Below are 21,512 nucleotides of genomic sequence, written 5' to 3' on the forward strand. Positions count from 1 at the left end.
GTCACGATACCGCAACGCCGCGCGTGCAGGCGGCGCCTAAGCCGATAAACGGCGGATCAGGGGAATACACATCATGACTGTCCGAGCATCTCACCTGCTTTGCGGGTCGCTTCTGCTTGCCTGCACCTCCACCGCGGCTCTCGCACAGAGCAACGAGACGCCGAGCACTGCAGCGCCCGCGGAGGCGGATACGGCGACCGACATCGTCGTGCTCGGCTTCGGTCAGTCGCGTCAGGTGCAGACGGTGACGCAGGCCGACATCCTGCAGCTCACGCCGGGTTCGACCCCGCTGAAGGCGATCAGCAAGCTGCCGGGCGTCAACTATCAGGCGGCCGATGCCTTCGGCGCGTACGAATGGTCGTCGCGCATCACGCTGCGCGGGTTCAACCAGAACCAGCTTGGCTTCACGCTCGACGGCGTTCCGCTCGGCGACATGAGCTACGGCAACTCGAACGGCCTGCACATCAGCCGCGCGATCATCTCGGAGAATATGGGCGCGGCGTCGGTCGCGCAGGGCGCCGGCGCGCTCGGCACGGCATCGAGCAGCAACCTCGGCGGCACGATCGAGTTCAATTCGCTCGCGCCGTCGAACACCTTCGGCATCGCGGCCTCGGCCACCTACGGCAGCGACCAGACCTTCCGCGGTTTCGTGCGCCTCGAAAGCGGCGACATCACCGGGGGTGGCCTGAAGGGCTATCTCAGCTACGCCTATCTCAAGACCGACAAGTGGAAGGGCTTCGGCGAACAGCGCCAGCACCAGATCAACGCGAAGATCGTGCAGGATCTGGGGGATCGCGGTTCGATCACGGCATTCTTCAACTTCTCCGATCGCCGCGAGCAGGATTACCAGGATCTCAGCCTCGATCTGATCAACCGGCTCGGCTACAATCTCGACAACATCTCGAACGACTTCCCGCTCGCGAACCGCCTCGCGCAGATCTACGCCAACCAGAACGCGCCGGTCGGCGGTCCGCTGCCCTACCCGGGCGTCGGCACCGTATTCCCGGCACCGTACCAGACCGTCGACGACGTCTATTTCGACGCGGGCGGCCTGCGCCGCGACTATCTGGCGGGTGCGACCTTCGACAGCCACCTGACTGACAACCTGTCGCTCAAGCTGACCGGCTATTACCACAACAACCACGGCCAGGGCGTCTGGTATCTGCCGTACACGCCGACGCCGGGTGGTGCCGCGCTGTCGGTGCGCACGACCGAATACGATATCCACCGTGGCGGTATCCTCGGCCATGTCGCGCTCGATACCGGCCCCAATCACCTCGAGGTCGGCGGCTGGTACGAATCGAACGACTTCGAGAACGCGCGCCGCTTCTACGGCCTCGCCAATCAGGCGACCGCGTCGCTGCCGACGCTCGAGTTCAAGACCAACCCGCTGTTCACGCAGTTCGACGCGAAGTTCAACACCGAGACGCTGATGTACTACGTCTCGGACAAGCTGGCGCTTGGCAGGCTGACGCTGACCGGCGGCTGGAAGGGGCTGAAGGTCACCAACAACGCGATCGGCATCGTCGGCGTGCTGGCGACGGGCCGGATCGAGGCGAAGGACTGGTTCCTGCCGCAGGCGGGCGCGCTCTACCGGCTTTCGGATCAGGCCGAGCTGTTCGCCAATTTTACGCAGAACATGCGCGCCTTCACCTCCGCCGCGGTCGGCGCTTCGCCGTTCGCCACGACGCAGGCCGGCCTCGATGCGATCCGCAACACGCTGAAGCCGGAGCGGTCGACCACCTATGAGGCGGGCGGGCGTTTCCGCATGAACGGCTTCCAGGCGTCGGTCGTCGGCTATTACGTCGACTTCTCGAACCGCCTGCTGTCGCTCGCCAACGGCACCGGTGGTGCTGGCAACCCGACGACGCTGCAGAACGTCGGATCGGTGCGCAACTACGGCATCGAGATCACGGCGCTCTACAAGGTCTTGCCCGCCGTCTCGCTGTTCGCCTCCTATTCCTATAGCCGGGCGGAATATCTCGACAACGTCATCAGCAACGCCATCGGCAGCGTCGGCGCGATCGATACGGCGACCAAGGGCAAGACCGTGCCCGACAATCCCGAGCACATGCTGAAGGGCGAGGCGGTGTACGACGACGGCCGCTTCATGGGGCGGATCAGCGCGAATTATATGTCGAAACGCTATTTCACCTATCTCAACGATCAGTCGGTGCCCGGCCGGGTGCTGGTCGATGCGGCGATCGGCTATACGTTCAAGGGCGAGGGCTTCCTCAACGGCTTCGGCATCGAGGCGAGCGTCACCAACCTGACCGATCTCAGCTATGTCGCAACGATCGGCTCGAACGGCTTCGGGAAGAGCGGTGACAGCCAGACGCTGCTCGCAGGTGCGCCGCGCCAGTTCTTCGTGACGCTGAAGAAAGGTCTCTAAGGGCTGAAACGCAAAACGGGGGCGCCGGCCGGCGCCCCCGTTCTCTTTTTCCCGTTCGAAATGCCCTCAGCCGGCGGCGTTGCGCCCGTGCTGTAGAACCGCCGTGTGGCCGATCATCGCCTTGCGCGAGGCCGTCTTGATCGTGTCCATCATCACCCAGTCGTTGCTGATCCGGTCCGGCGTGATCGTCGTCGCCATATAGCCGCGGCGGCTGGTGTCGCACCATTTCAGCTCGGGATTGGCCGCCACCAGTCCGGCGGCGACGCGCTTGGGATCGGTGCGGACGCTATGTTCGTAGCCCGGCGAGGTCACGCTGTGCCCGGCGAACTCGACGCCGGCGGGCTTGCCGTCCTGCGCCAGATCGTAGCTCCAGGCATTGTGGCTGTCGCCCGTCAGCACGACGAGGTTCGCGCCCATCGCCTGCGCCGATTTCAGGAAGCGCGACCGCGCGGCGGGATACCCGCCCCAGCTGTCGTAGTTGAACGGCAGCCCCGCCTGCGCCGCCGCGATGCCTGCGAGGATATACCCCTTCGAACTGTCCTTGGCATCCGGATCGATCCAGTCTGCCGCCTGCGCCGGCATCACCGTACTGCCGAGGATCGTGCCGAAGCCCACTACCTGCCAGTGCGTGCCGCGTGCGACAGAGCCGCGCATGGCGTGCGCGAGCCAATCCTCCTGCTGCGACCCCATCATCGTCGCGGCCGGGTCCATCCACGCGCCGTCGCGGAAGGCGACGAGCGCCTTCGCCGGATCGGCTTGCTTGAAAAGATCGGCGATATCGGGCTGCCGCGTGCGCGCCAGCAGCCGCGTTTCGGTGCGGAACAGCGTCGCCAGCGTGCCGATGTCATAGGCCTTCCACGGCTCGTCTGACACCGGCATCCATTCACGGTAGGCCTGGATCGCGGCGGCGCGGCGGATGCCCCAGTCGCCCTCCGCCGCCTGGTGGTTCTCGGCGCCGCCCTCCCAGCTGTCGTTCGCGGATTCATGATCGTCCCACTGGACGATCATCGGCACCGACGCATGCAGCTTCTGGAGATCGGGGTCCGCGCGGTAGCTGGCGTAGCGGAGGCGGTAGTCGGCGAGGTGCAGGAGTTCGGTCGACGGCTCCAGCGGGCGCCCCGCCACGACCTCCGCGGCGGCGGGATAGGTTCCCGCCTCATATTCGTAGAGATAGTCGCCGAGGTGGATGGCGAGATCCACGTCGCCGCGCGCGACGGCGTGGCCATAGGCGTTGAAATAGCCGAACGGCATGTTCGAACAGGAGAAGGTCGCAATGCGATAGCTCGCGGGGATGCCTTCCGGCAGCGTCTTGGTGCGTCCGGTCGGCGAAAACGTGCCGTCGGGCGCGACGAAGCGGAAGTAATAGCTGCGGCCCGGCGCGAGCCCGCCGACGGTGATCTTCGCGGTGTGATCGCGCCACGGCCCGGTAATCTGCGCGCCGCCGGAGACGATCTTCGCGAAGTCCGGCGTTTCCGCCACTTCTACGCGAAGCTCGACGGCGTCGCCGTTCGTGGGAACATAGCGCGTCCACAACAGCATCGAATCCGCCGCCGGCTCGCCGCTCGCGACGGCATGGGTGAAGCCCCGCGCGGTCGCGATGCTGGCCGATTTGGCGAAGCCGGGCACGGCGAGGGCCGTCAGGCCGAACGTGCCGGTCATGAGGAGAGAACGGCGGTTGATCGACTGCATTGGGAGGCCTCCTGCGCTTCCCGCGAAGTCCTGCATTGTCGATAAGTCCTGCGCGTGACACTTTGCCGGAGCGCGGTGAGTCAGCGCCCCGCCGACGGAGTCAGATCACGCGCGGGTCAACGCCCGGCGACGCCTCACGCCGCCGCCGGGTTTATATGGTCAGTTCGCCGGCAGTGCCCAGGCGATCACCTGATCGCCGATCGGGGTCTTCATGAAGTGATGGCCGCCGGTCATCAGCACGACATATTCGCGGCCGTTCTGCTCATAGACCATCGGTGTGGCCTGACCGCCGGCGGGAAGCGCGACCTGCCAGAGGATCTTGCCGGTCTTGATGTCGATCGCCTTGAACAGATCGTCGGTCGCTGCCGCCACGAAGATCACGCCGCCCGCTGTCACCACCGAACCGCCGTTATTGGGCGTACCGATCGTGAAGGGCAGGTAGCTCGGAATGCCGAACGGCCCGTTCTTCCGGGCCGAGCCGAACGGCCGGTCCCAGATCGTCTTGCCGGTGGCGATGTCGATCGCGCGGATGCCGCCGTATGGCGGCTGCTTGCACAGCATGCCGGTGAACGGCATCTGCCAGCCGGCGTTGACGTCGATCGCATAGGGGGTGCCGGCCTGCGGGTCACCGGCACCCTCGGCACCCGCCTCGACCTTCACCTGCTTGCCGTCCTTCAGCATCGCCGCTTTCTGTTCGCGCGTGAACCAGCCCTGCTTGTCGGCCTGAACACGCGGCACGAGCCGGTTGTAGTTCGGCATGTCGTTATAATTGGCGACGATCACGCCACGCGCCGGATCAACCGCAAGGCTGCCCCAGTCGCTGCCGCCGTTATAACCGGGATACTCGATCGAATGCCGGTCCACCTCGGGCGGAGTGAAGAAGCCCTTGTAGCTCGCACGGCGGAAGTTGATGCGGCAGATCATCTGATCGATCGGCGACATGCCCCACATATCGGACTCGGTCAGCGGATCCTTGCGCAGCGTCTGCCACAGCGACACGATCTGCGTAGGCGAGCGCTGCCCGGGTTCGATCCCGCCCCCCGGAGCCTTGATCGTCCCGACCGGCGTCAGCGGTCTACCCGTCGCGCGATCGAGCACGTACATGTCGCCCTGCTTCGAGGCGACGAGCAGGGCGGGCGTGCCCTTATAGTCGATCAGCGAAGGTTGGCTGCCGAAGTCGTAATCCCAGACGTCGTTCTTCACGGCCTGGAATTTCCAGCGGGGCTTGCCGGTCGTGACATCGAGCGCGACGATCGAGGTGCCGAAGCTGTTCTCGATCGGGGAGCGCAGCGTGCTCCAATAATCGACCGTCGAATTGCCCATCGGCAGGTAGACGAGGCCGAGCTGTTCGTCGCCGCTCGCAATCGTCCACATATTGGGGGTGCCGCGCGACCATTCCTGGCCGGCGGGCGGATAGCCGTTCCACTCCGGGTGTTTCATGTCCCAGGCGAAGCGCAGCTTGCCGGTGACCGCGTCGAAGCCCTGGATCACGCCCGAAGGCTCCCAGCGCTCCTGCCCGTCGGTGGTCTGGTGGCCCGTCACGGCGATGCCGCGGATGATGACGGGCGGCGAGTTGATCGAGACGAGGCCGGGAAACACCTTGCCCATGCCGATCTTGGCATCGACCTGGCCGTTCGCGCCAAAATCGGCGCAGGGCTTGCCGTCCTTCACGTCGACCGCGACCAGTCGCGCATCAAGCGTGCCCTCGATCACGCGCTCCGCGCAGGCATCGCCGGGCTTGGCGACGGGGTTTTTGTAGTAACTCACGCCGCGACAGGCGGCGGTGTACGGAATCCATTCGTCCGCGACCTTCGGATCGAAGCGCCAGCGCTCCTTGCCCGTCGCCGCGTCGAGCGAGATCATGATGTTCTTGGCCGAACACAGATACAGCGCGTCGCCGATCTTGAGCGGCGTCGTCTCCGCGCCGTACATCTTCGCGGCGGCAGGGGTAGCCGGCATGTCGCCGGTGTGGCTCAGCCAGACCTGTTGCAACTGGCCGACATTGCCGGCGTCGATCTGCGTGAGCGGCGAATAGCGGCGTGCCGCGCCGGTGCCGCCATAAGCGGGCCAGTCGGCGCCGGTCGCCGTGCCCGATGGATCGCCCATGCCGATGGAATTTTGCGCGGGCAGTGCCGCGACCGTGCTATCCTGCGACCCGAGCACGGTGAAGAGGACGGCCGTCGCCGCGATCACCGCCGCCACGCCGCCACCCGCCAGTTTCCAGCGGTTTGGCGCGCGCGTCAGCGTCGGCATGACGAGGAAGGTGGCGATCAGCAGCACGATCGGCGCGACGATGCGCGGCACCAGCGCCCAGACGAGATTGCTGTGAGCATCCACGAACGCCCACGGCACCGTTACCGCCACCACGCCGATATACACATAGGCGCCGATCATCCGGCTGCGCATCAACTGCACGCCCGCGGCGAGCATCGCGATGCCGACGACGAGATAATAGAGCGACCCACCCAGCACCGCGAGCCATGCTCCGCCGATGCCGAGCACGATGCCGATCGCGGCAATCACCAAACCGAGTAATATTGCCGACCAGCTGCGCCGTCCGCCCATCTTCAAGTCTCCATCTTTGTCCCGGTGGGCATCTGCTGGGCGCGCGTGGAGAACGCCTGATCTGCTTGGCGTGGCCAACCGGTCACGGCGCGGAGAGTTCCTTGTGGATACATGCAACACAGGGTTTCCGGTTTGTTGCTGCAGACCGCAGGTTCATTGCCCGCCGATCGTCGCTCCACGTTTGTCCGGCAGTCCGTGGCGCATCCGTACGATACGATCGTCCGCTTCTGAATCGAAACGGTCGAAAAACGCCGCGCGGAGACAATCCGCACATATCGCACTCGAGTATAAGGGAAATATGGTGGACGCACTTGGGCTCGAACCAAGGACCCGCTGATTAAGAGTCAGCTGCTCTACCAACTGAGCTATGCGTCCGTATCCCTCGTCGGCAGGGGCGCTGTTGGCGCGGCCGCTTCGGGAGGTGCGCGGTTAGCAACGCTTGTCCGCGCATGCAAACGGTTTTTTGCTACCAGCGCGTCACATTGCTGTTTTGGCGGTCGATCGACATCAGGATGCCGAGGCACAGCATCACCGTCATCTGCGCGGAGCCGCCGAAACTGATGAGTGGCAGCGGCACGCCGACGACCGGCGCGAGGCCCATCACCATCGCCATGTTGATCGAGACGTAGAAGAAGATCGTCGTCGTCAGCCCCGCCGCCGTCAGCCGCGCGAAGCGGCCTTCGGCGCGCAGGGCGACGCTCAGGCCCCATTGCACGATGATGCCGAACGCCACGATCAGCAGCACGCCGCCGACCAGGCCCCATTCCTCCATCATCGTCGCCAGCGCGAAATCGGTATGGCCCTCCGGCAAATAGTCGAGGTGGCTTTGCGTCCCGTTGAGGAAGCCCTTGCCGAAAATCCCGCCCGATCCGATCGCGATCTTCGACTGGCTGATGTGATAGCCGATGCCGAGCGGATCGCTCTCGGGATCGAGGAAGACGAGGATGCGGTTGCGCTGGTATCCGTGCAGCACGAAGTTGATCGCCAGCGGCACGGCCGCCGCCAGCCCCAGCGCGGCGCCGATGAACAGCCGCAGCGGCACGCCGGCCAGGAACATCACCGTCACGCCGCTCGCCACGATCATCAGCGCGGTGCCGAGATCGGGCTGCTTCATCACCAGCGCGGCCGGTAGCAGGATGAGCAGGCCGGCAGGCCAGATCGCGCCGAATTTGCGGATCTCACCGGGCGGCAGCATGTCGTAGAATTTGGCGGCAGCGAGCACGATGCACGGTTTCATCAGCTCGGACGGCTGCAGGCGGATGATGCCGAGATCGAGCCAGCGCTGCCCGCCGCCGCGCACCGCGCCGACCAGCTCGACCAGCACCAGCATCACGATCAACACGCCGTAGGCTGGAAGCGCGAACTTCGGCCAGAAGCGCCCGGGCACGCGCGACAGCACGATGGCACCGCACAGGAATACGATGAAGCGGATGCCCTGTGGCACGGCCCATTGCCGCGCGTTGCCGCCCGCCGCCGAATAGAGGACGAGCAGGTCGAAACCGCCGATGCACAGCACCAGCAGGATGATCTTCCACGGCAATTGCGCGAGCGGCTTGGGGACGTAATCGAGCGTGCTCACTGGTCGCGCTCCGTCGTCCCGTCAGCGGCGACGCTGTTGCCGGATTCGGTGGTGTGGGCGACGGCCTCCGCGGTCGAGACGTCGGCAGCTGCGGCGGCGTTGACGGCGGGGGCTTCGGTCGCGGCGGTGGCGCCCACCTCGGTCTGCGCGGCGACGGTCGGCGGCGGGGCGTTGGCGGCAAGGCGGTACGCTTCGGACTCCGCCGCCATGCGCGTCTTGTAGTCGCCGCCCCAGGTCGGCTCGACCTCCGCAAGCGACTTCAGCGCACGCTCGCGGTCGAATAGATAGGTCATGATGTCGCGGCCTATCATCGGCGTGTCGAGGTTGCGGACAGTATGGCCGTTGTGTTCGAGCACGATCGCGGCGGCATAGCGCGGCTTGTCGGCGGGCGCGAAGCAGACGAACAGCGCGTGGTCGCGCAGCTTGAACGGCAGGCTCGCGTTCTTGAGCACGCCGCCGGCGCGTTCCGCCATCGTGATGCGGCGAACCTGCGCGGTGCCGGTCTTGGCGGCGAGGCTGATGCCCGGCACCTGCATCCGCGCCGCACCGCCGGTGCCGCCGCCGTTGACGACGTTGAACATCGCATCGCGCACGACGGCGAAATGCTCGGGCGCTATGCCGATTTCCGGGGCGTCGTGCGCCTGGCCGGCGATGATGCTGGGCTTCAGCGCCCGGCCGGATGCGAGCCGGGAGGCCATGACGGCAAGCTGCAGCGGATTGGCGAGTACATAGCCCTGGCCGATCGAGGCGTTTAGCGAATCCGCCACCGTCCAGGCGGTCTTGTATTTCTTCAGCTTCCACGCCGGATCGGGCATCGTGCCGTAGCGCTGGCTGGCGAAGGGCAGCTCGAACTTCTGCCCAAGCCCCATCTCGCGCGCGATGGGGGCGATCTTGTCGTACCCGACCCGCCGGGCCATCTCGTAGAAATAGATATCGCAGCTCTGCATGATGGCATGTTTCAGATCGAGGCCGCCGTGCCCGCTCTTCTTGTGGCAATGGAACACGCCGTTGCCGACGCGCAGCGCCCCGGTGCAGTTGACGCGCGCGCTGGGATCGATCCCGGCGGCGAGCAGGGCGAGGCCGTTCATCGGCTTGACGGTAGATCCCGGCGGGTAGAGCCCCTGCAGAACCTTGTTCATCAGCGGCACGTGATCGTTGTCCGACAGCATCTTCCATTCGAGGTGGCTGATACCATCGGTGAAGCTGTTGGGGTCGTAGGCCGGCATCGAGACCATCGCCAGCATCTCGCCGGAAAGGCAGTCGATCACCACCGCCGACCCGGAGTTGGTGCCGAGCCTGCGCGCCGCATATTCCTGCAGACCCGCGTCGATCGTCAGGCGCGCGGTGTGGCCGGGCTGGTCGGGGCGGGTGGCAAGCTCACGCACCAGCTTGCCGCGCGCCGTCACTTCGACGCGCTTGGCGCCGGGCACGCCGCGCAGCGTCTGCTCGAGCGTCTTCTCCAGCCCGTCCTTGCCGAGCTTGAAGCCCGGCGCGAGCAGCAGCGGATCCTTGGTCTTGAGATATTGTTCGGAACTCGCCGCACCGACATACCCCGTAAGGTGCGCGACCGCGGCACCGAGCGGGTAGCTGCGTGCAAAGGCCCGCGTCGGCTGAACGCCGGGCAATTGCGGCAGGTGGACGCTGATGCTCGCGAACCGCTCCCAATCGAGATTGTCGACTACCTGCACCGGCTGGATGCCGCGGGCGTGCTTCAGGTCGGCGGCGATGCGGGCGAGGTCGGTGTCCTTCAGGCCGAGCAGGCGCTGCAACTCGGCGATGACCCGGTCCTTGTCCTCGAGCAGATCGGGGATGAGATCGACACGGAAATCGGTGCGGTTGTTGGCGATCGGCCGGCCGTGGCGATCGACGATCCAGCCGCGACGGGGCGGCACCAGCGTGTTGTTCACGCGGTTGCTCTCAGACAACAGGCTGTAATGCTCGTTCTCGGCGATCGCGAGCCACGTCATACGGCCTGCCAGCACCAGCGCGAACGCTCCCTGGCCCACGCCCAGCATCAATGCCCGGCGCGAAAAGCTATAGGATTGCGTGGCCTCGGTAAGGATCCGCTCGGGACGGCTCATGCAGGTTCATAATCCCGATCGAGCCACGCGCAAAGCAGCGATACGACCGGAAACAGCATCACCGAGATCGCGATCTGCAGCACGACCGCCGTGTCGACATGCGCGGCGAGCGGCGACGCGGTGAGGCGGGCAAGCGAAAGGCAGAAGGCGACGCCCCCCGCCGCGATCAGCCAGTTCTGCCAGAAATCGCGAAACACGAGACGCTGGTCGATCAAATCGATCATGAAGAAGCACAGCATCCACATCGTCATCGCGCTGCCGAAGGGCTGCCCGCTCAGCAGATCGTCCCACAGGCCAAGGCCGAGCGGTGCCCAGATCGGGATTGCATCCGGCCGCATCAGCCGCCAGCCGAGCAGCATCAACAACCCGAACGGCGGCAGAATGGGGAAATGCGCGACCATCGGCAGGATCGCGATCAGCGACCCGGCCATCACGCTCACCGCCGGGCGAACGCGCATCCAGGTCGAGTCGGGCGCCTCGTCGAACGGGCCGCGCTTGCGCGGGGGCCTCATTTCTTCGGGGCCTTGGGCGGTGCGGCCGGGGCGGGCGGGGGCGGCAGCGGCGGCAGATAGGCACGCTCCACCATCGCATAGTCGAGCGTGTCGGCGCGCGCGAAAGCCTGCGCCAGCGCGATGTCGCGGCCGCGCTTCACGACGCGCGCGACCGGAATGTTGGGCGGATAGACGCCGCCCGCGCCCGAGGTGACGAACAACTCGCCAGCGACGAAATCGGCGTTGCCGCTCACGGCGCGCACATCGAGCAGCCCGTCGCCGCGCCCCTGCGCCAGCGCGGCGAGCCCGTCGCGCGTGCGGCGGACGGGCACCGAGCTTTCCGGGTCGGTCAGCAGCAGCACGCGCGCGGTGTTGGGGCCGGTCTCGATCACCTGGCCGATCAGGCCTCCGGGCCCGCGCACCGGCTGCCCCGTCTCGACATGCTGCCACGCGCCCGCGTTGAGCGTCGCGAAGCGCCGCGTGCTCGATCCCGAGGAGGAGACCAGCCGCGCCGTGACGACCGGCTCGGCGATCCGCTCGCGCACCTTGAGCAGCGCCTTCAGCCGCCGGTTCTCATAGGCCAGCGCGCGCGCGCGCGTGAGCAGCGCCCGCTCATCCTCGATCTGCTTGCGCATCGCGGCGGTCTGCCCGCCAGTCACGAAATCGACCACCGTCTGCGGCGCCGCGCCGACCGTGCGACCGGCCCAGGCGATGCCCGAGGAGATCGGCGTGGTCACTTCGGCAACGCCAGCGCGGAACGCCGCGAACGCGACCGGATCGAAATGCGAGAGCGCAAGCAGGATCGCGCCGACCAGCGTCCCCGCGACGGCGATCACATAGCTTGCGAATACGCTATATTGCGCGCGCCTGGAAAATCCCGGACGCCGATTGCCGGACGCCGCCATCAATACCCCGTGTAAGGCCGCAACGGCCCGCTAGAATCGTCTGCTGTCCTACACCGGGCGGCCGGCATTGGGTAGCGATCAGGCGCTGTGCAGCACCCCGCGATAGACCGGATCTTCCAGCGCGCGGCCGGTGCCGAGCGCGACGCAGGTCAGCGGGTCTTCGGCGATGGTCACGGGCAGGCCGGTCTCGTCGCGCAGCACCTCGTCGATCCCGCGCAGCAGCGCGCCGCCGCCGGTCAGGACGATGCCCTGGTCGACAATGTCGGCGGCCAGTTCCGGCGCGGTGTTCTCGAGCGCGATGCGCACGCCCTCGACGATCGTGCCGACCGGCTCCGAGAGCGCCTCGGCGATCTGGCCCTGGTTGATCTGGATTTCCTTGGGCACGCCGTTGACGAGATCGCGGCCCTTGATGTGGATCGTCAGGCCGATGCCGTCTGCGGGCGGCTTGGCGACGCCGACTTCCTGCTTGATCCGCTCGGCCGTCGCATCCCCGATCAGGAGGTTGTGGTTGCGGCGGACGTAGCTGACGATCGCCTCGTCCATCTTGTCGCCGCCGACGCGCACCGAGGTGGTGTAGGCGAGGCCGCGCAGCGACAGCACCGCGACTTCGGTCGTGCCGCCGCCGATGTCGACCACCATCGAACCGATCGGCTCGGTGACCGGCATGTCGGCACCGATCGCCGCCGCCATCGGCTCCTCGATCAGCCACACCTGGCTCGCGCCCGCGTTCGATGCGGCGTCACGGATCGCGCGGCGCTCGACCGAGGTCGAGCCCGACGGCACGCAGATCACGATCTGCGGCCAGCGCATGAAGCGCCGCTGCCCGCCGTGGACCTTGTGGATGAAGTGCTTGATCATCTGCTCGGCGACGTCGATGTCGGCGATCACGCCGTCGCGCAGCGGGCGGATCGCCTGGATGCTGTCGGGCGTCTTGCCCATCATCAGCTTGGCGTCGTCACCGACTGCCTTCACGCGCTTCACGCCGTTGATCGTCTCGACCGCGACCACCGAAGGCTCGTTGAGAACGATCCCGCGCCCGCGCAAATACACAACCGTATTCGCCGTACCGAGATCGATCGCCATGTCGTGCGACATGAGTCTGAAGAACTTCGAAAACCAGGCCATTGGGTAATCCGTCTTGCGCCGCTTTTCAAAGAACACGCGGCAGGTCGCACAGCCCCGCGAGGGACCACTTTCATGAGTGATTGCGGGTCGCGGGATGGCTGCGCTTGGGCTAGAGCATGACCCATGTCAATACGGCGCCTGCCCGAACACCTCATCAATCGAATCGCCGCAGGGGAGGTCGTCGAACGCCCTGCATCGGCGCTCAAGGAACTGGTCGAGAATGCTATCGACGCCGGTGCCACGCGCATCGCGATCCGCCTCGGCGCAGGCGGCACGGACCTGATCGAAGTGACCGACGACGGCTGCGGCATGAGCCCCGCCGACATGGCGCTCGCGCTGGAGCGGCATGCCACATCGAAGCTCCCCGACGAGGCGATCGAGGCGGTTGCGACGTTGGGTTTTCGGGGCGAAGCGTTGCCCTCGATCGCGAGCGTCGCACGGCTTTCGCTGGAGAGCCGGGTGCCGGGAAGCGAAGGCTGGTCGCGCACGGTCGACAACGGCGAAGTGACGGGCGAAGGGCCCGCCGCGATTCCCCCCGGCACGCGGGTGCGGGTCGATAGCCTGTTCGAGCGCGTTCCCGCGCGGCGGAAATTCCTGCGCTCGCCGCGCAGCGAATATGCCGCCTGCCTCGATGTCGTGAAGCGGCTCGCGATGGCGCGGCCCGATATCGGCTTCACGCTCGAGCATGACGGGCGGCGCGTGCTCTCGGTGAGCGCGGGCGAAACGCTGCCCGATCGCGTCGCCGCGCTGACCGACCGCGGCCTCATCGAGAACGGCATCGGCATCGACTTTGTGCGCGAGGGCGTCGCGCTGGGCGGGATCGCCGGCCTGCCGACCTTCAATCGCGGCGTCGCCGATCACCAGTATCTCTTCGTCAACGGCCGGCCGGTGAAGGACCGGCTGCTCGTCGGCGCGGTGCGCGGTGCCTATGCCGACTTCATGGCGCGCGACCGCCATGCGGTGGTCGCGCTGTTCCTCGACGTGCCGCCGAGCGAAGTCGACGTCAACGTCCACCCCGCCAAGACCGAGGTCCGCTTCCGCGAGCCCGCCCTGGTGCGCGGATTGATCGTCAGCGGGCTGCGGCGTGCGCTCGATGAGGCGGGCCACCGCAGCGCGCAGCGCGCCGACGCGGCGACGATGGAAATGTGGACCTCTTCTTCTTTTTACCCCTCCCCTTCAGGGGAGGGGCAAGGGGTGGGGGATGCCTCGCAGAGCTTTGCGTTTGAGGCGCAGCCCCACCCCAACCCCTCCCCTGAAGGGAAGGGGCTTGGCTCGCGGGTGTACGACCGCCGCCCCACCTTCTTCACACCACCCCCGCAGGCCCGCGCCGAGCCCGCCTACGCCCCGCCGCCCGAGACCGTCAGCTTTCCGCTCGGCGTGGCGCGGGGGCAGGTGGCCAAGACCTATATCGTCGCCGAGGCCGAAGACGGGCTCGTGCTGGTCGATCAGCACGCCGCGCACGAACGGCTCGTGCTGGAACGGATGCGCAAGAGCATGGCCAATGGCGGCGTGGCGTCACAGGCGCTGCTGCTGCCCGAGGTGGTCGAGCTGGACGAGCCCGCCTGCGACCGGCTGGAGGCGCGCGCGGGTGAGCTGGCCGAGTTCGGCCTCGACCTCGATCGCTTCGGCCCGCGCGCGATGCTGGTGCGCGGCGTCCCGGCGATGCTGGGTCAGGGCGACGTGACTGGCCTCGTCACCGACATCGCCGACGAACTCGCCGCCTTCGACGAGGCGCTGAGCCTCAAGGAACGGCTCGATCACGTCGCCGCGACGATGGCCTGCCACGGCTCGGTCCGCGCCGGCCGCGTGCTGTCGGTGGCGGAGATGAACGCGCTCCTCCGCGAGATGGAGGTCACGCCGCACTCCGGCCAGTGCAACCACGGCCGCCCGACGTGGGTGAAGCTGGCGCACGGCGATATCGAGAAGCTGTTCGGCAGGCGCTAGGGGCGTAGCCCCGGTGCGCGGGAGCGCAAGCGCCGCGCCCGGACGGCGGGTCGGCGCGAAGCCCCGAACCCGGCCGACGGCTTTGCCGTCGGCGCGCCAGTGGATGGCAGAAATCGACCTATAGTGGACGTTCGCGGCGGATTGTGGACGGCAGCTATCGCCCCAAGAGCGGACGTTCGCCGCCATTCGTCACCCCGGCCTTGAGCCGGGGCCCATGCCTCCGCAAACGCAACGCGGCGGCTCAGGTGAGCGACGACAAACCAAGGCCGATCGCCAAATCCTCCCATTGCGGATTGTCACGTTCGATCACGCAATCTTCCAGTCGCGCAGCCACTTCTTGATCCGCTTCTCGCGGAGGATCGCAGCTTCCATCGTGTCGCCCAGCTCGAACCAGACGAGGCGCCTGACCCCATATTCCTTGGTGAAGCCGTCGAAAGTGCCCTCGCGGTGCTGGATGATGCGACCGAGCAGGTTCGAGGTCACGCCGGTGTAGAGCGTGCCGTAATGGCCGCTCGCCAGCATGTAGATGGATGGGCTCACTTCCCTCATACCGGCACGTCTGCGGCAGCATGGGCCCCGGCTCAAGGCCGGGGTGACGATCGGCTGGTGCAAACGGCAGCTCCTCACCCACCCCAAACACCGCTGTCCTACACCCACCTCTCCAGGTTATACCGCACCCTCGCTCTTTGAACCGTCGGCCGCCACGTCCCGCCATTCCGGCGAATGCCCGCTCTCGCCCACATGCAAACCACGCGGGGAAGGGAGGAAGGGGGCAGACGTAACGTAAACTTCGTAAACTTCCGCCGCGAAACGCGCCGGCTCCCGACCCCCGGACCAGTGTGACCTTAGTGTGACTTTCCGCCGCGCCGGCCGCTAAACCTCGCCCACTTTCACCCGCTTCAACCGCGGCAGCCGCTCCAGATCGGCCGCCTCCTTGATGCCCTTGCGCAACTCGTCGCGCTTCTCGTGGATCGAGGCGATCACCGGGCCGACCGCCACACCGAGATCGGTCAGTACGGCTTCCGACAATTGCAGCGAGCTTTCCAGCGTCTCGGGCACGGCATCGGTAACGCCTGCGCGGTACAGCTCCGCCGCGTGATCGACATCGCGGGCGCGCGCCACGATCGTCAGCCCCGGCACCCAGCCGCGCACGCGCCGCGCCAGCCGCACCGTCAGCACCGGATCGTCCATCGTCAGGATCAGCGCGCGCGCACGGCCGAGGTTGAGCCGGTCGACGAGTTCGGGACGCGCCACGTCGCCGAAGATCACCGAATAGCCCTCCTGCCGCGCCGTCTTCACGACATCGATATTGGCCTCGACCGCGACATAGGGCTGGTTGTGGACGGCCAGCATCTCCGCGACCATCCGCCCGACGCGACCGAAGCCGATGATGACGGTGCCGGGGCCTTCGACGGAGATCACCGTGTCGCTGGTGTCGCCGCCGCTGCGCCGTTCGAGCCGCGCCGCCACCGCGCGGCCCATCATCGCGAGCAGCGGCGTGATGGTCAGGCCGATCGCCGTCACCGTCTGCCAGAAGGCGGCGGTGGAAGGTGCGATCAACGATGCCTGCGCTGCGGTGCCGAGCACGATCAGCGTCGTCTCGGACGGGCTCGACATGAGGAGCCCGGTCTCGGCCGCGACGCCGCTCTTGGCGCGGCCCATCTTCAGCAGCACGAACGTCACCAGCGATTTGACCGCGATCACGCCGACGATGCCGAGCAGCAGCGCCTGCCAGTTCTGCGCGACCTGCCGCAGATCGAGGCTCATGCCCACGGTGATGAGGAACACGCCGAGCGCGAGGCCCTTGAACGGCGCGGTCATCACCTCGACCTCGCTGTGATAATCGGTCTCGGCGATCAGCAGCCCGGCGAGCAGCGCGCCCACGATCGGCGACAGCCCCGCCGCCGCGGTCGCCAGGCTGGCGACGATGACGATCAGCAGCGATGCGGCTAGGAACAGCTCCGGGCTCTTGGTACGCGCCGCCTGCGCGAACAGGCGCGGCAGGATGAAACGGCCGGCGACGAACAGCGCCGCGACCGTCAGCAGCCCGCGCCCCAGCACGCCGACGAACGCCCAGTTGCCGCCCGCCGCATTGGGGGCGAGCGCCGCCAGCACGAAGATGATCGGCACGAGCGCGAGATCCTCGAACAGCAGCATCGCGAAGGCTGAGCGGCCTACGGCGCTCGTCGTCCCCGCGATCGGGATCACCAGCGCCGTCGAGGACAGCGACAGCGCGAAGCCGAGGCCCATCGCGCCCGGCCATTCCTGACCCAGAAAGTGCAGCGCCACGCCGATGATGAGGCCCGAGGCGATCAGTTCGGCCGCGCCGGTGCCGAACACCTGCGCGCGCATCGCCCATAATCGCTTGAACGACAGTTCCAGCCCGATCGAAAACAAGAGCAGGATGATGCCGAACTCGGCGAACGGCTCGATCGAATGCGGGTCCGAAATCGTGATGTAATAGAGCCAGGGATAGTGCGGCGTCAGCGCGCCCAGTCCCGCCGGGCCGACCAGGATGCCGACCAGGATGAACCCGATCACCGGACTGATCTTGAACCGTGCGAAGGTCGGGATAACCAGACCCGCCGCGCCGAGAATAACGAGCGTGTCGCTCAGCCCCTGATTGTCGATCCCCAATGCCATGCGCTAACCTTAGGGGGCTCGTGAAGGATTTGTCATCCCATGACTGATAGCGATGTGCTGATTATCGGCGGTGGCCCCGCCGGCATGGTTGCGGGGCTGTTGTTCGCGCGGGCCGGGCTACGGACGACGGTGCTGGAGAAGCACAAGGATTTCCTCCGCGACTTCCGCGGCGACACCGTGCATCCGTCCACGTTGCGGATCTTCCACGAGCTCGGGCTGCTGGAGGCGTTGCTGGCGCGGCCGCACCAAAAGGTGCGGCAACTCGGCGCGCGGGTGGCGGGGCGCGATCTGCACATCGTCGATTTCACGCATCTGCCGGTGCCCGCGCCGTACATCGCGCTGATGCCGCAATGGGATTTCCTCGATTTCACGGCGGAGGCGGCGCGGCGCTATCCCGGCTTCGCGCTGCGCCAGTCGTGCGAGGGCGCCGCGCTGATCGAGGAGGACGGGCGCGTTCGTGGCGTGCGCACGGCAGCGGGCGAGGAAATCCGCTCGCGCCTCACGATCGCCGCAGACGGGCGCGATTCGCGGCACCGCGACGGGCTGCCCTCGATCACGGTCGGCGCACCGATGGACGTCTTCTGGTTCCGCATCCCCAAGCGCGCGGAGCCCGAGAACGAGAGCATGGGCGTGTTCGACACCGGCCTGCTCTTCGTGCTGATCGATCGCGGCGACTATTACCAATGCGCTTTCGTCTTTCCCAAGGGCGGAGCGCAGGCGATCCGCGCCGAGGGGATCGCGGCGTTCCGCGAACGCGTGCGGGCGGTCGGCCCGGAGACGACCTCGATCGACGAGACCGTAAAGAGCTGGGACGACGTCAAGCTGCTGACAGTGACGGTCGACCGGCTGGAGCAATGGCACCGCCCCGGCCTCCTCGTGATCGGCGATGCCGCCCATGCGATGTCGCCGATCGGCGGAGTTGGCATCAATCTGGCGGTGCAGGATGCGGTGGCAACGGCGAACCTGCTCGCCGCGCCGATGGTGGCGGGGGAGGATGTCGATCCGCTACTCCATAAGGTCCGCGACCGGCGGATGATGGCGGTTAAGCTGACGCAGCAGATGCAGAAGCTGGTTCAGGACGCGATCGTCGCGCCGCTGCTTTCGGCGACGGAACCGATGGACGGCCCGCCGCTCGCGGCGCGGTTGCTGGACCGCGTGGCGCTGCTCAGGCGGATACCGGCGCGCGTTGTGGGGCTGGGTTTCCGGCCGGAGCATGTGAAATCGCCGGAGGCAGAAACGGGGGAAAGTCTATGATGAGCGTGGTGATGGTCGCGGCGATGTTGGCGGGTGCGGCTCCTGCCGATCCGTTGATGGAGGCGGCGCAGCTCGTGAAGGCCGGCAAACCGGAGGCGGCATTGCCGATCCTCGACGCATCTCTTGCCGGCTTCGCGAAGGATTATGCCGGTGAGAAGCGCCGTATCTATTGCGGTAACGCTCCCACGGAGACGATCGTTTATATGCTTGGGGCGGCAAAGGACAAGGCGGACGCCGTGGCGATCAAGCCCGATTGGTGCGAGGCGCTGTTCCTCAAGGCCTTTGCGCTGGTCGATCTCGGCCGCCTGCCGGAGGCGCGCACGCTGCTGGAACGCGCGGTGGCGATGGCGCCGATGCACGCGCACTACCTCAACGAACTCGCCTACAACTACACGCAGACGCGCGAATGGCCGCGCGCGCTGGAGCTTTACGAGAGCGCCATCTCCGCCGCCGAGATCGGAGCGAAGGAAGCGCGGATCGAGGAGAAGGGACGCGGCTATCGCGGCGTCGGTTTCGTGCGGGTCGAGCAGGGCAAATGGGACGAGGCCAAGACTGCTTATGACGAGACGCTTAAGCTCGACCCGAACGACGCGAAATCGAAGGGCGAGCTCCGCTACATCGCCGAGAACCGTCCGCACGACCCGAAATGAGAAAGAGCCGGACCCGCATCGGCGGGCCCGGCTCTTTTCAGAACGCGGCGCGTCGAGGGATCAGAGACCCTTGGCCATCGCCTGTTCGAGGTTCTCGCGGACGGCCTCGAAGAACTGCTCGGTCGTCATCCATGCCTGATCGGGGCCGATGAGGAGCGCGAGATCCTTGGTCATCTTGCCGCTCTCGACGGTGTCGATGCAGACCTTCTCCAGCAGCTCGGCGAACTTCGTCACCTCGGGCGTATCGTCGAACTTGCCACGATAGATGAGGCCGCGCGTCCAGGCGAAGATCGAGGCGATCGGGTTGGTCGAGGTCGCCTTGCCCTGCTCGTGCATGCGGAAGTGGCGGGTGACGGTGCCGTGCGCCGCCTCGGCCTCGACGGTCTTGCCGTCCGGCGTCAGCAGCACCGAGGTCATCAGGCCGAGCGAGCCGAAGCCCTGCGCGACCTGGTCCGACTGCACGTCGCCGTCGTAGTTCTTGCAAGCCCAGACGAATTCGCCCGACCATTTCAGCGCCGATGCGACCATGTCGTCGATCAGGCGGTGTTCGTAGACGATGCCGGCTTCCTTGAACTTGTCGGCGAATTCGGCCTCGAACACCTCGGCGAACAGATCCTTGAAGCGGCCGTCATAGGCCTTGAGGATGGTGTTCTTTGTCGACAGGTACACCGGCCACTTGAGGTTGAGGCCGTAGTGCATCGAGGCGCGGGCGAAATCGCGGATCGAATCGTCGAGGTTGTACATCGCCATCGCGACGCCCGAGGACGGGAAGTCGAAGACCTCCTTTTCGATCTTGTCGCCATTTTCGCCGACCCAGGTGATGCTGAGCTTGCCGGGGCCGGGGACGCGGAAATCGGTCGCACGGTACTGGTCGCCGAAAGCGTGGCGGCCGACGACGATCGGCTTGGTCCAGCCCGGGATCAGGCGCGGCACGTTGGAGATGACGATCGGCTCGCGGAAGATGGTGCCGCCCAGGATGTTGCGGATCGTGCCGTTGGGCGACTTCCACATCTGCTTGAGCTTGAATTCCTCGACGCGCGCCTCGTCCGGGGTAATCGTCGCGCACTTCACGCCGACGCCGTATTTCTGGATCGCATGCGCGCTGTCGATCGTGACCTGATCGTTGGTCTCGTCGCGGTACTGGACGCCGAGGTCGTAATAATCGAGCTCGATGTCGAGATAAGGCTTGATCAGGCGCTCGCGGATCCATTCCCAGATGATCCGGGTCATCTCGTCGCCGTCGATCTCCACGACGGGGGTCTTCACCTTGATCTTCGCCATGTGCGGTTTCCTGTTTCCGGGAGTGATTTGGGGCAGCGTCTAGGAGGAAGGAGGGAAGGGGGTCAAGCGCGTCGGGCACGGGAACGTAGCTGAGAGGCCGGGAAGCGCGCCGTGTTGGCGCGGCAATACGCTGGCCATCGGCGCGGACGCGGGGTAGACCGGGGCCATGCCATCACTCGAAAAGCCGGAAATCGTCACCACCACCGTCAAGTGGCGCGTGCCCGACATGCACCCCGAAGGACGTAAGTACGTGCTGATCGCGGGCGCGGCGACGTTGGTCGCGCTCTGGTGGGTCGGGTGGTTCCTGGCGTGGCCGCTGGTCGCGCTGACGGTGTGGATCGCCCTGTTCTTCCGCGATCCGCTGCGCGTGACGCCGCAGGGCGACGGGTTGATCGTTGCGCCAGCGGACGGGCTGATCACGATGATCGAGCGGGTGCCGGTGCCGGTCGAGATCGCCGGCGAACTCGGCGACGCGCCTATGGTGCGCGTGTCGATCTTCATGTCGGTGTTCGACGTCCACATCAACCGCACGCCGATCGCGGGGTCGATCAAGCAGGTGGTCTATATCTCCGGCAAATTCCTCAACGCCGATCTCGACAAGGCGAGCGAGGAGAACGAGCGCCAGCATATCGTCGTCGAGGGGCGGCCGGACGCGAGCGGAAACGCGCGCAAGATCGGCTTCACGCAGATCGCCGGGCTGGTGGCACGGCGGATCGTGCCGTTCGTGAAGCCGGGCGACATGGTCGCCGCGGGGCAGCGGATCGGGCTGATCCGCTTCGGCAGCCGCGTCGACGTGTACCTGCCGGAAGGCTGCATCTGCCAGGTCGCGCTCGGCCAGCGCAGCATCGCCGGTGAGACGGTGCTGGGCCGCGTCGGCGGCGACGCGGTGACGGGCGTCACGCAGTGATCGTGT

General features: G+C 66.7%; 15 protein-coding genes and 1 tRNA gene. 5 read left to right on the forward strand and 11 right to left on the reverse strand.

The window, feature by feature from the left end:
- Positions 1-73: 73 nt before the first annotated feature.
- The gene (locus tag Q5H94_RS10030) at positions 74-2,392 is read left to right on the forward strand and encodes a TonB-dependent receptor family protein (RefSeq protein WP_304561127.1); all 2,319 of its coding nucleotides are present in this window, start codon (positions 74-76) and stop codon (positions 2,390-2,392) included.
- 66 nt (positions 2,393-2,458) lie between these two features.
- Here the strand turns inward: Q5H94_RS10030 and Q5H94_RS10035 are convergent, their stop codons facing one another.
- From Q5H94_RS10035 to Q5H94_RS10070, 8 genes are all read right to left on the reverse strand, one after another.
- A complete protein-coding gene (locus Q5H94_RS10035) occupies positions 2,459-4,081 on the reverse strand; it encodes an alkaline phosphatase D family protein (protein ID WP_304561128.1) in 1,623 nt (540 codons plus the stop codon).
- A 159-nt stretch (positions 4,082-4,240) separates the two neighbouring features.
- Complete coding sequence (locus Q5H94_RS10040; RefSeq protein ID WP_304561129.1) at positions 4,241-6,646, reverse strand: membrane-bound PQQ-dependent dehydrogenase, glucose/quinate/shikimate family; 2,406 nt, start codon at positions 6,644-6,646, stop codon at positions 4,241-4,243.
- 299 nt (positions 6,647-6,945) lie between these two features.
- A tRNA-Lys gene (locus Q5H94_RS10045) sits at positions 6,946-7,021 on the reverse strand.
- A gap of 91 nt (positions 7,022-7,112) precedes the next feature.
- Entirely contained in the window at positions 7,113-8,225 is a 1,113-nt protein-coding gene (rodA, locus tag Q5H94_RS10050; protein ID WP_304561130.1) for a rod shape-determining protein RodA, read from the reverse strand.
- A complete protein-coding gene (mrdA, locus tag Q5H94_RS10055; protein WP_304561131.1) occupies positions 8,222-10,306 on the reverse strand; it encodes a penicillin-binding protein 2 in 2,085 nt (694 codons plus the stop codon). The genes rodA and mrdA overlap by 4 nt, the downstream gene beginning before the upstream one ends.
- On the reverse strand, positions 10,303-10,818 hold the full coding sequence (mreD, locus tag Q5H94_RS10060) for a rod shape-determining protein MreD (RefSeq protein WP_304561132.1): 516 nt from the start codon (positions 10,816-10,818) through the stop codon (positions 10,303-10,305). Before mreD ends, mrdA begins: the two co-directional genes overlap by 4 nt.
- Positions 10,815-11,702 carry a rod shape-determining protein MreC gene (gene mreC, locus Q5H94_RS10065; RefSeq protein ID WP_304561133.1) on the reverse strand — a complete coding sequence of 296 codons (888 nt, stop codon included), beginning with the start codon at positions 11,700-11,702 and terminating at the stop codon, positions 10,815-10,817. Before mreC ends, mreD begins: the two co-directional genes overlap by 4 nt.
- A gap of 78 nt (positions 11,703-11,780) precedes the next feature.
- A complete protein-coding gene (locus Q5H94_RS10070) occupies positions 11,781-12,827 on the reverse strand; it encodes a rod shape-determining protein (protein ID WP_304561134.1) in 1,047 nt (348 codons plus the stop codon).
- Between the two features lie 123 nt (positions 12,828-12,950).
- Between Q5H94_RS10070 and mutL the strand changes: the two genes are divergently transcribed.
- Entirely contained in the window at positions 12,951-14,771 is a 1,821-nt protein-coding gene (mutL, locus tag Q5H94_RS10075; RefSeq protein WP_304561135.1) for a DNA mismatch repair endonuclease MutL, read from the forward strand.
- Between the two features lie 306 nt (positions 14,772-15,077).
- Here mutL and Q5H94_RS10080 read toward each other — a convergent pair whose 3' ends face one another.
- Complete coding sequence (locus tag Q5H94_RS10080; RefSeq protein WP_341850106.1) at positions 15,078-15,320, reverse strand: GIY-YIG nuclease family protein; 243 nt, start codon at positions 15,318-15,320, stop codon at positions 15,078-15,080.
- A gap of 324 nt (positions 15,321-15,644) precedes the next feature.
- On the reverse strand, positions 15,645-17,414 hold the full coding sequence (locus Q5H94_RS10085) for a cation:proton antiporter domain-containing protein (RefSeq protein ID WP_304561136.1): 1,770 nt from the start codon (positions 17,412-17,414) through the stop codon (positions 15,645-15,647).
- Positions 17,415-17,453: 39 nt separating this feature from the next.
- Between Q5H94_RS10085 and Q5H94_RS10090 the strand changes: the two genes are divergently transcribed.
- Both Q5H94_RS10090 and Q5H94_RS10095 read left to right on the forward strand, forming a co-directional pair.
- Entirely contained in the window at positions 17,454-18,668 is a 1,215-nt protein-coding gene (locus Q5H94_RS10090; RefSeq protein WP_304561137.1) for an FAD-dependent oxidoreductase, read from the forward strand.
- Positions 18,668-19,318 carry a tetratricopeptide repeat protein gene (locus tag Q5H94_RS10095; protein ID WP_304561138.1) on the forward strand — a complete coding sequence of 217 codons (651 nt, stop codon included), beginning with the start codon at positions 18,668-18,670 and terminating at the stop codon, positions 19,316-19,318. Before Q5H94_RS10090 ends, Q5H94_RS10095 begins: the two co-directional genes overlap by 1 nt.
- 60 nt (positions 19,319-19,378) lie before the next feature.
- Here the strand turns inward: Q5H94_RS10095 and Q5H94_RS10100 are convergent, their stop codons facing one another.
- A complete protein-coding gene (locus tag Q5H94_RS10100; protein WP_304561139.1) occupies positions 19,379-20,599 on the reverse strand; it encodes an NADP-dependent isocitrate dehydrogenase in 1,221 nt (406 codons plus the stop codon).
- 166 nt (positions 20,600-20,765) lie between these two features.
- On the opposite strand from Q5H94_RS10100, the gene Q5H94_RS10105 reads away from it, so the two are divergent.
- On the forward strand, positions 20,766-21,506 hold the full coding sequence (locus tag Q5H94_RS10105) for a phosphatidylserine decarboxylase (RefSeq protein ID WP_304561140.1): 741 nt from the start codon (positions 20,766-20,768) through the stop codon (positions 21,504-21,506).
- Positions 21,507-21,512: the final 6 nt, after the last annotated feature.

Origin of the sequence: Sphingomonas immobilis, from assembly GCF_030580995.1 — a bacterium.
Lineage (GTDB): Bacteria > Pseudomonadota > Alphaproteobacteria > Sphingomonadales > Sphingomonadaceae > Sphingomonas > Sphingomonas immobilis.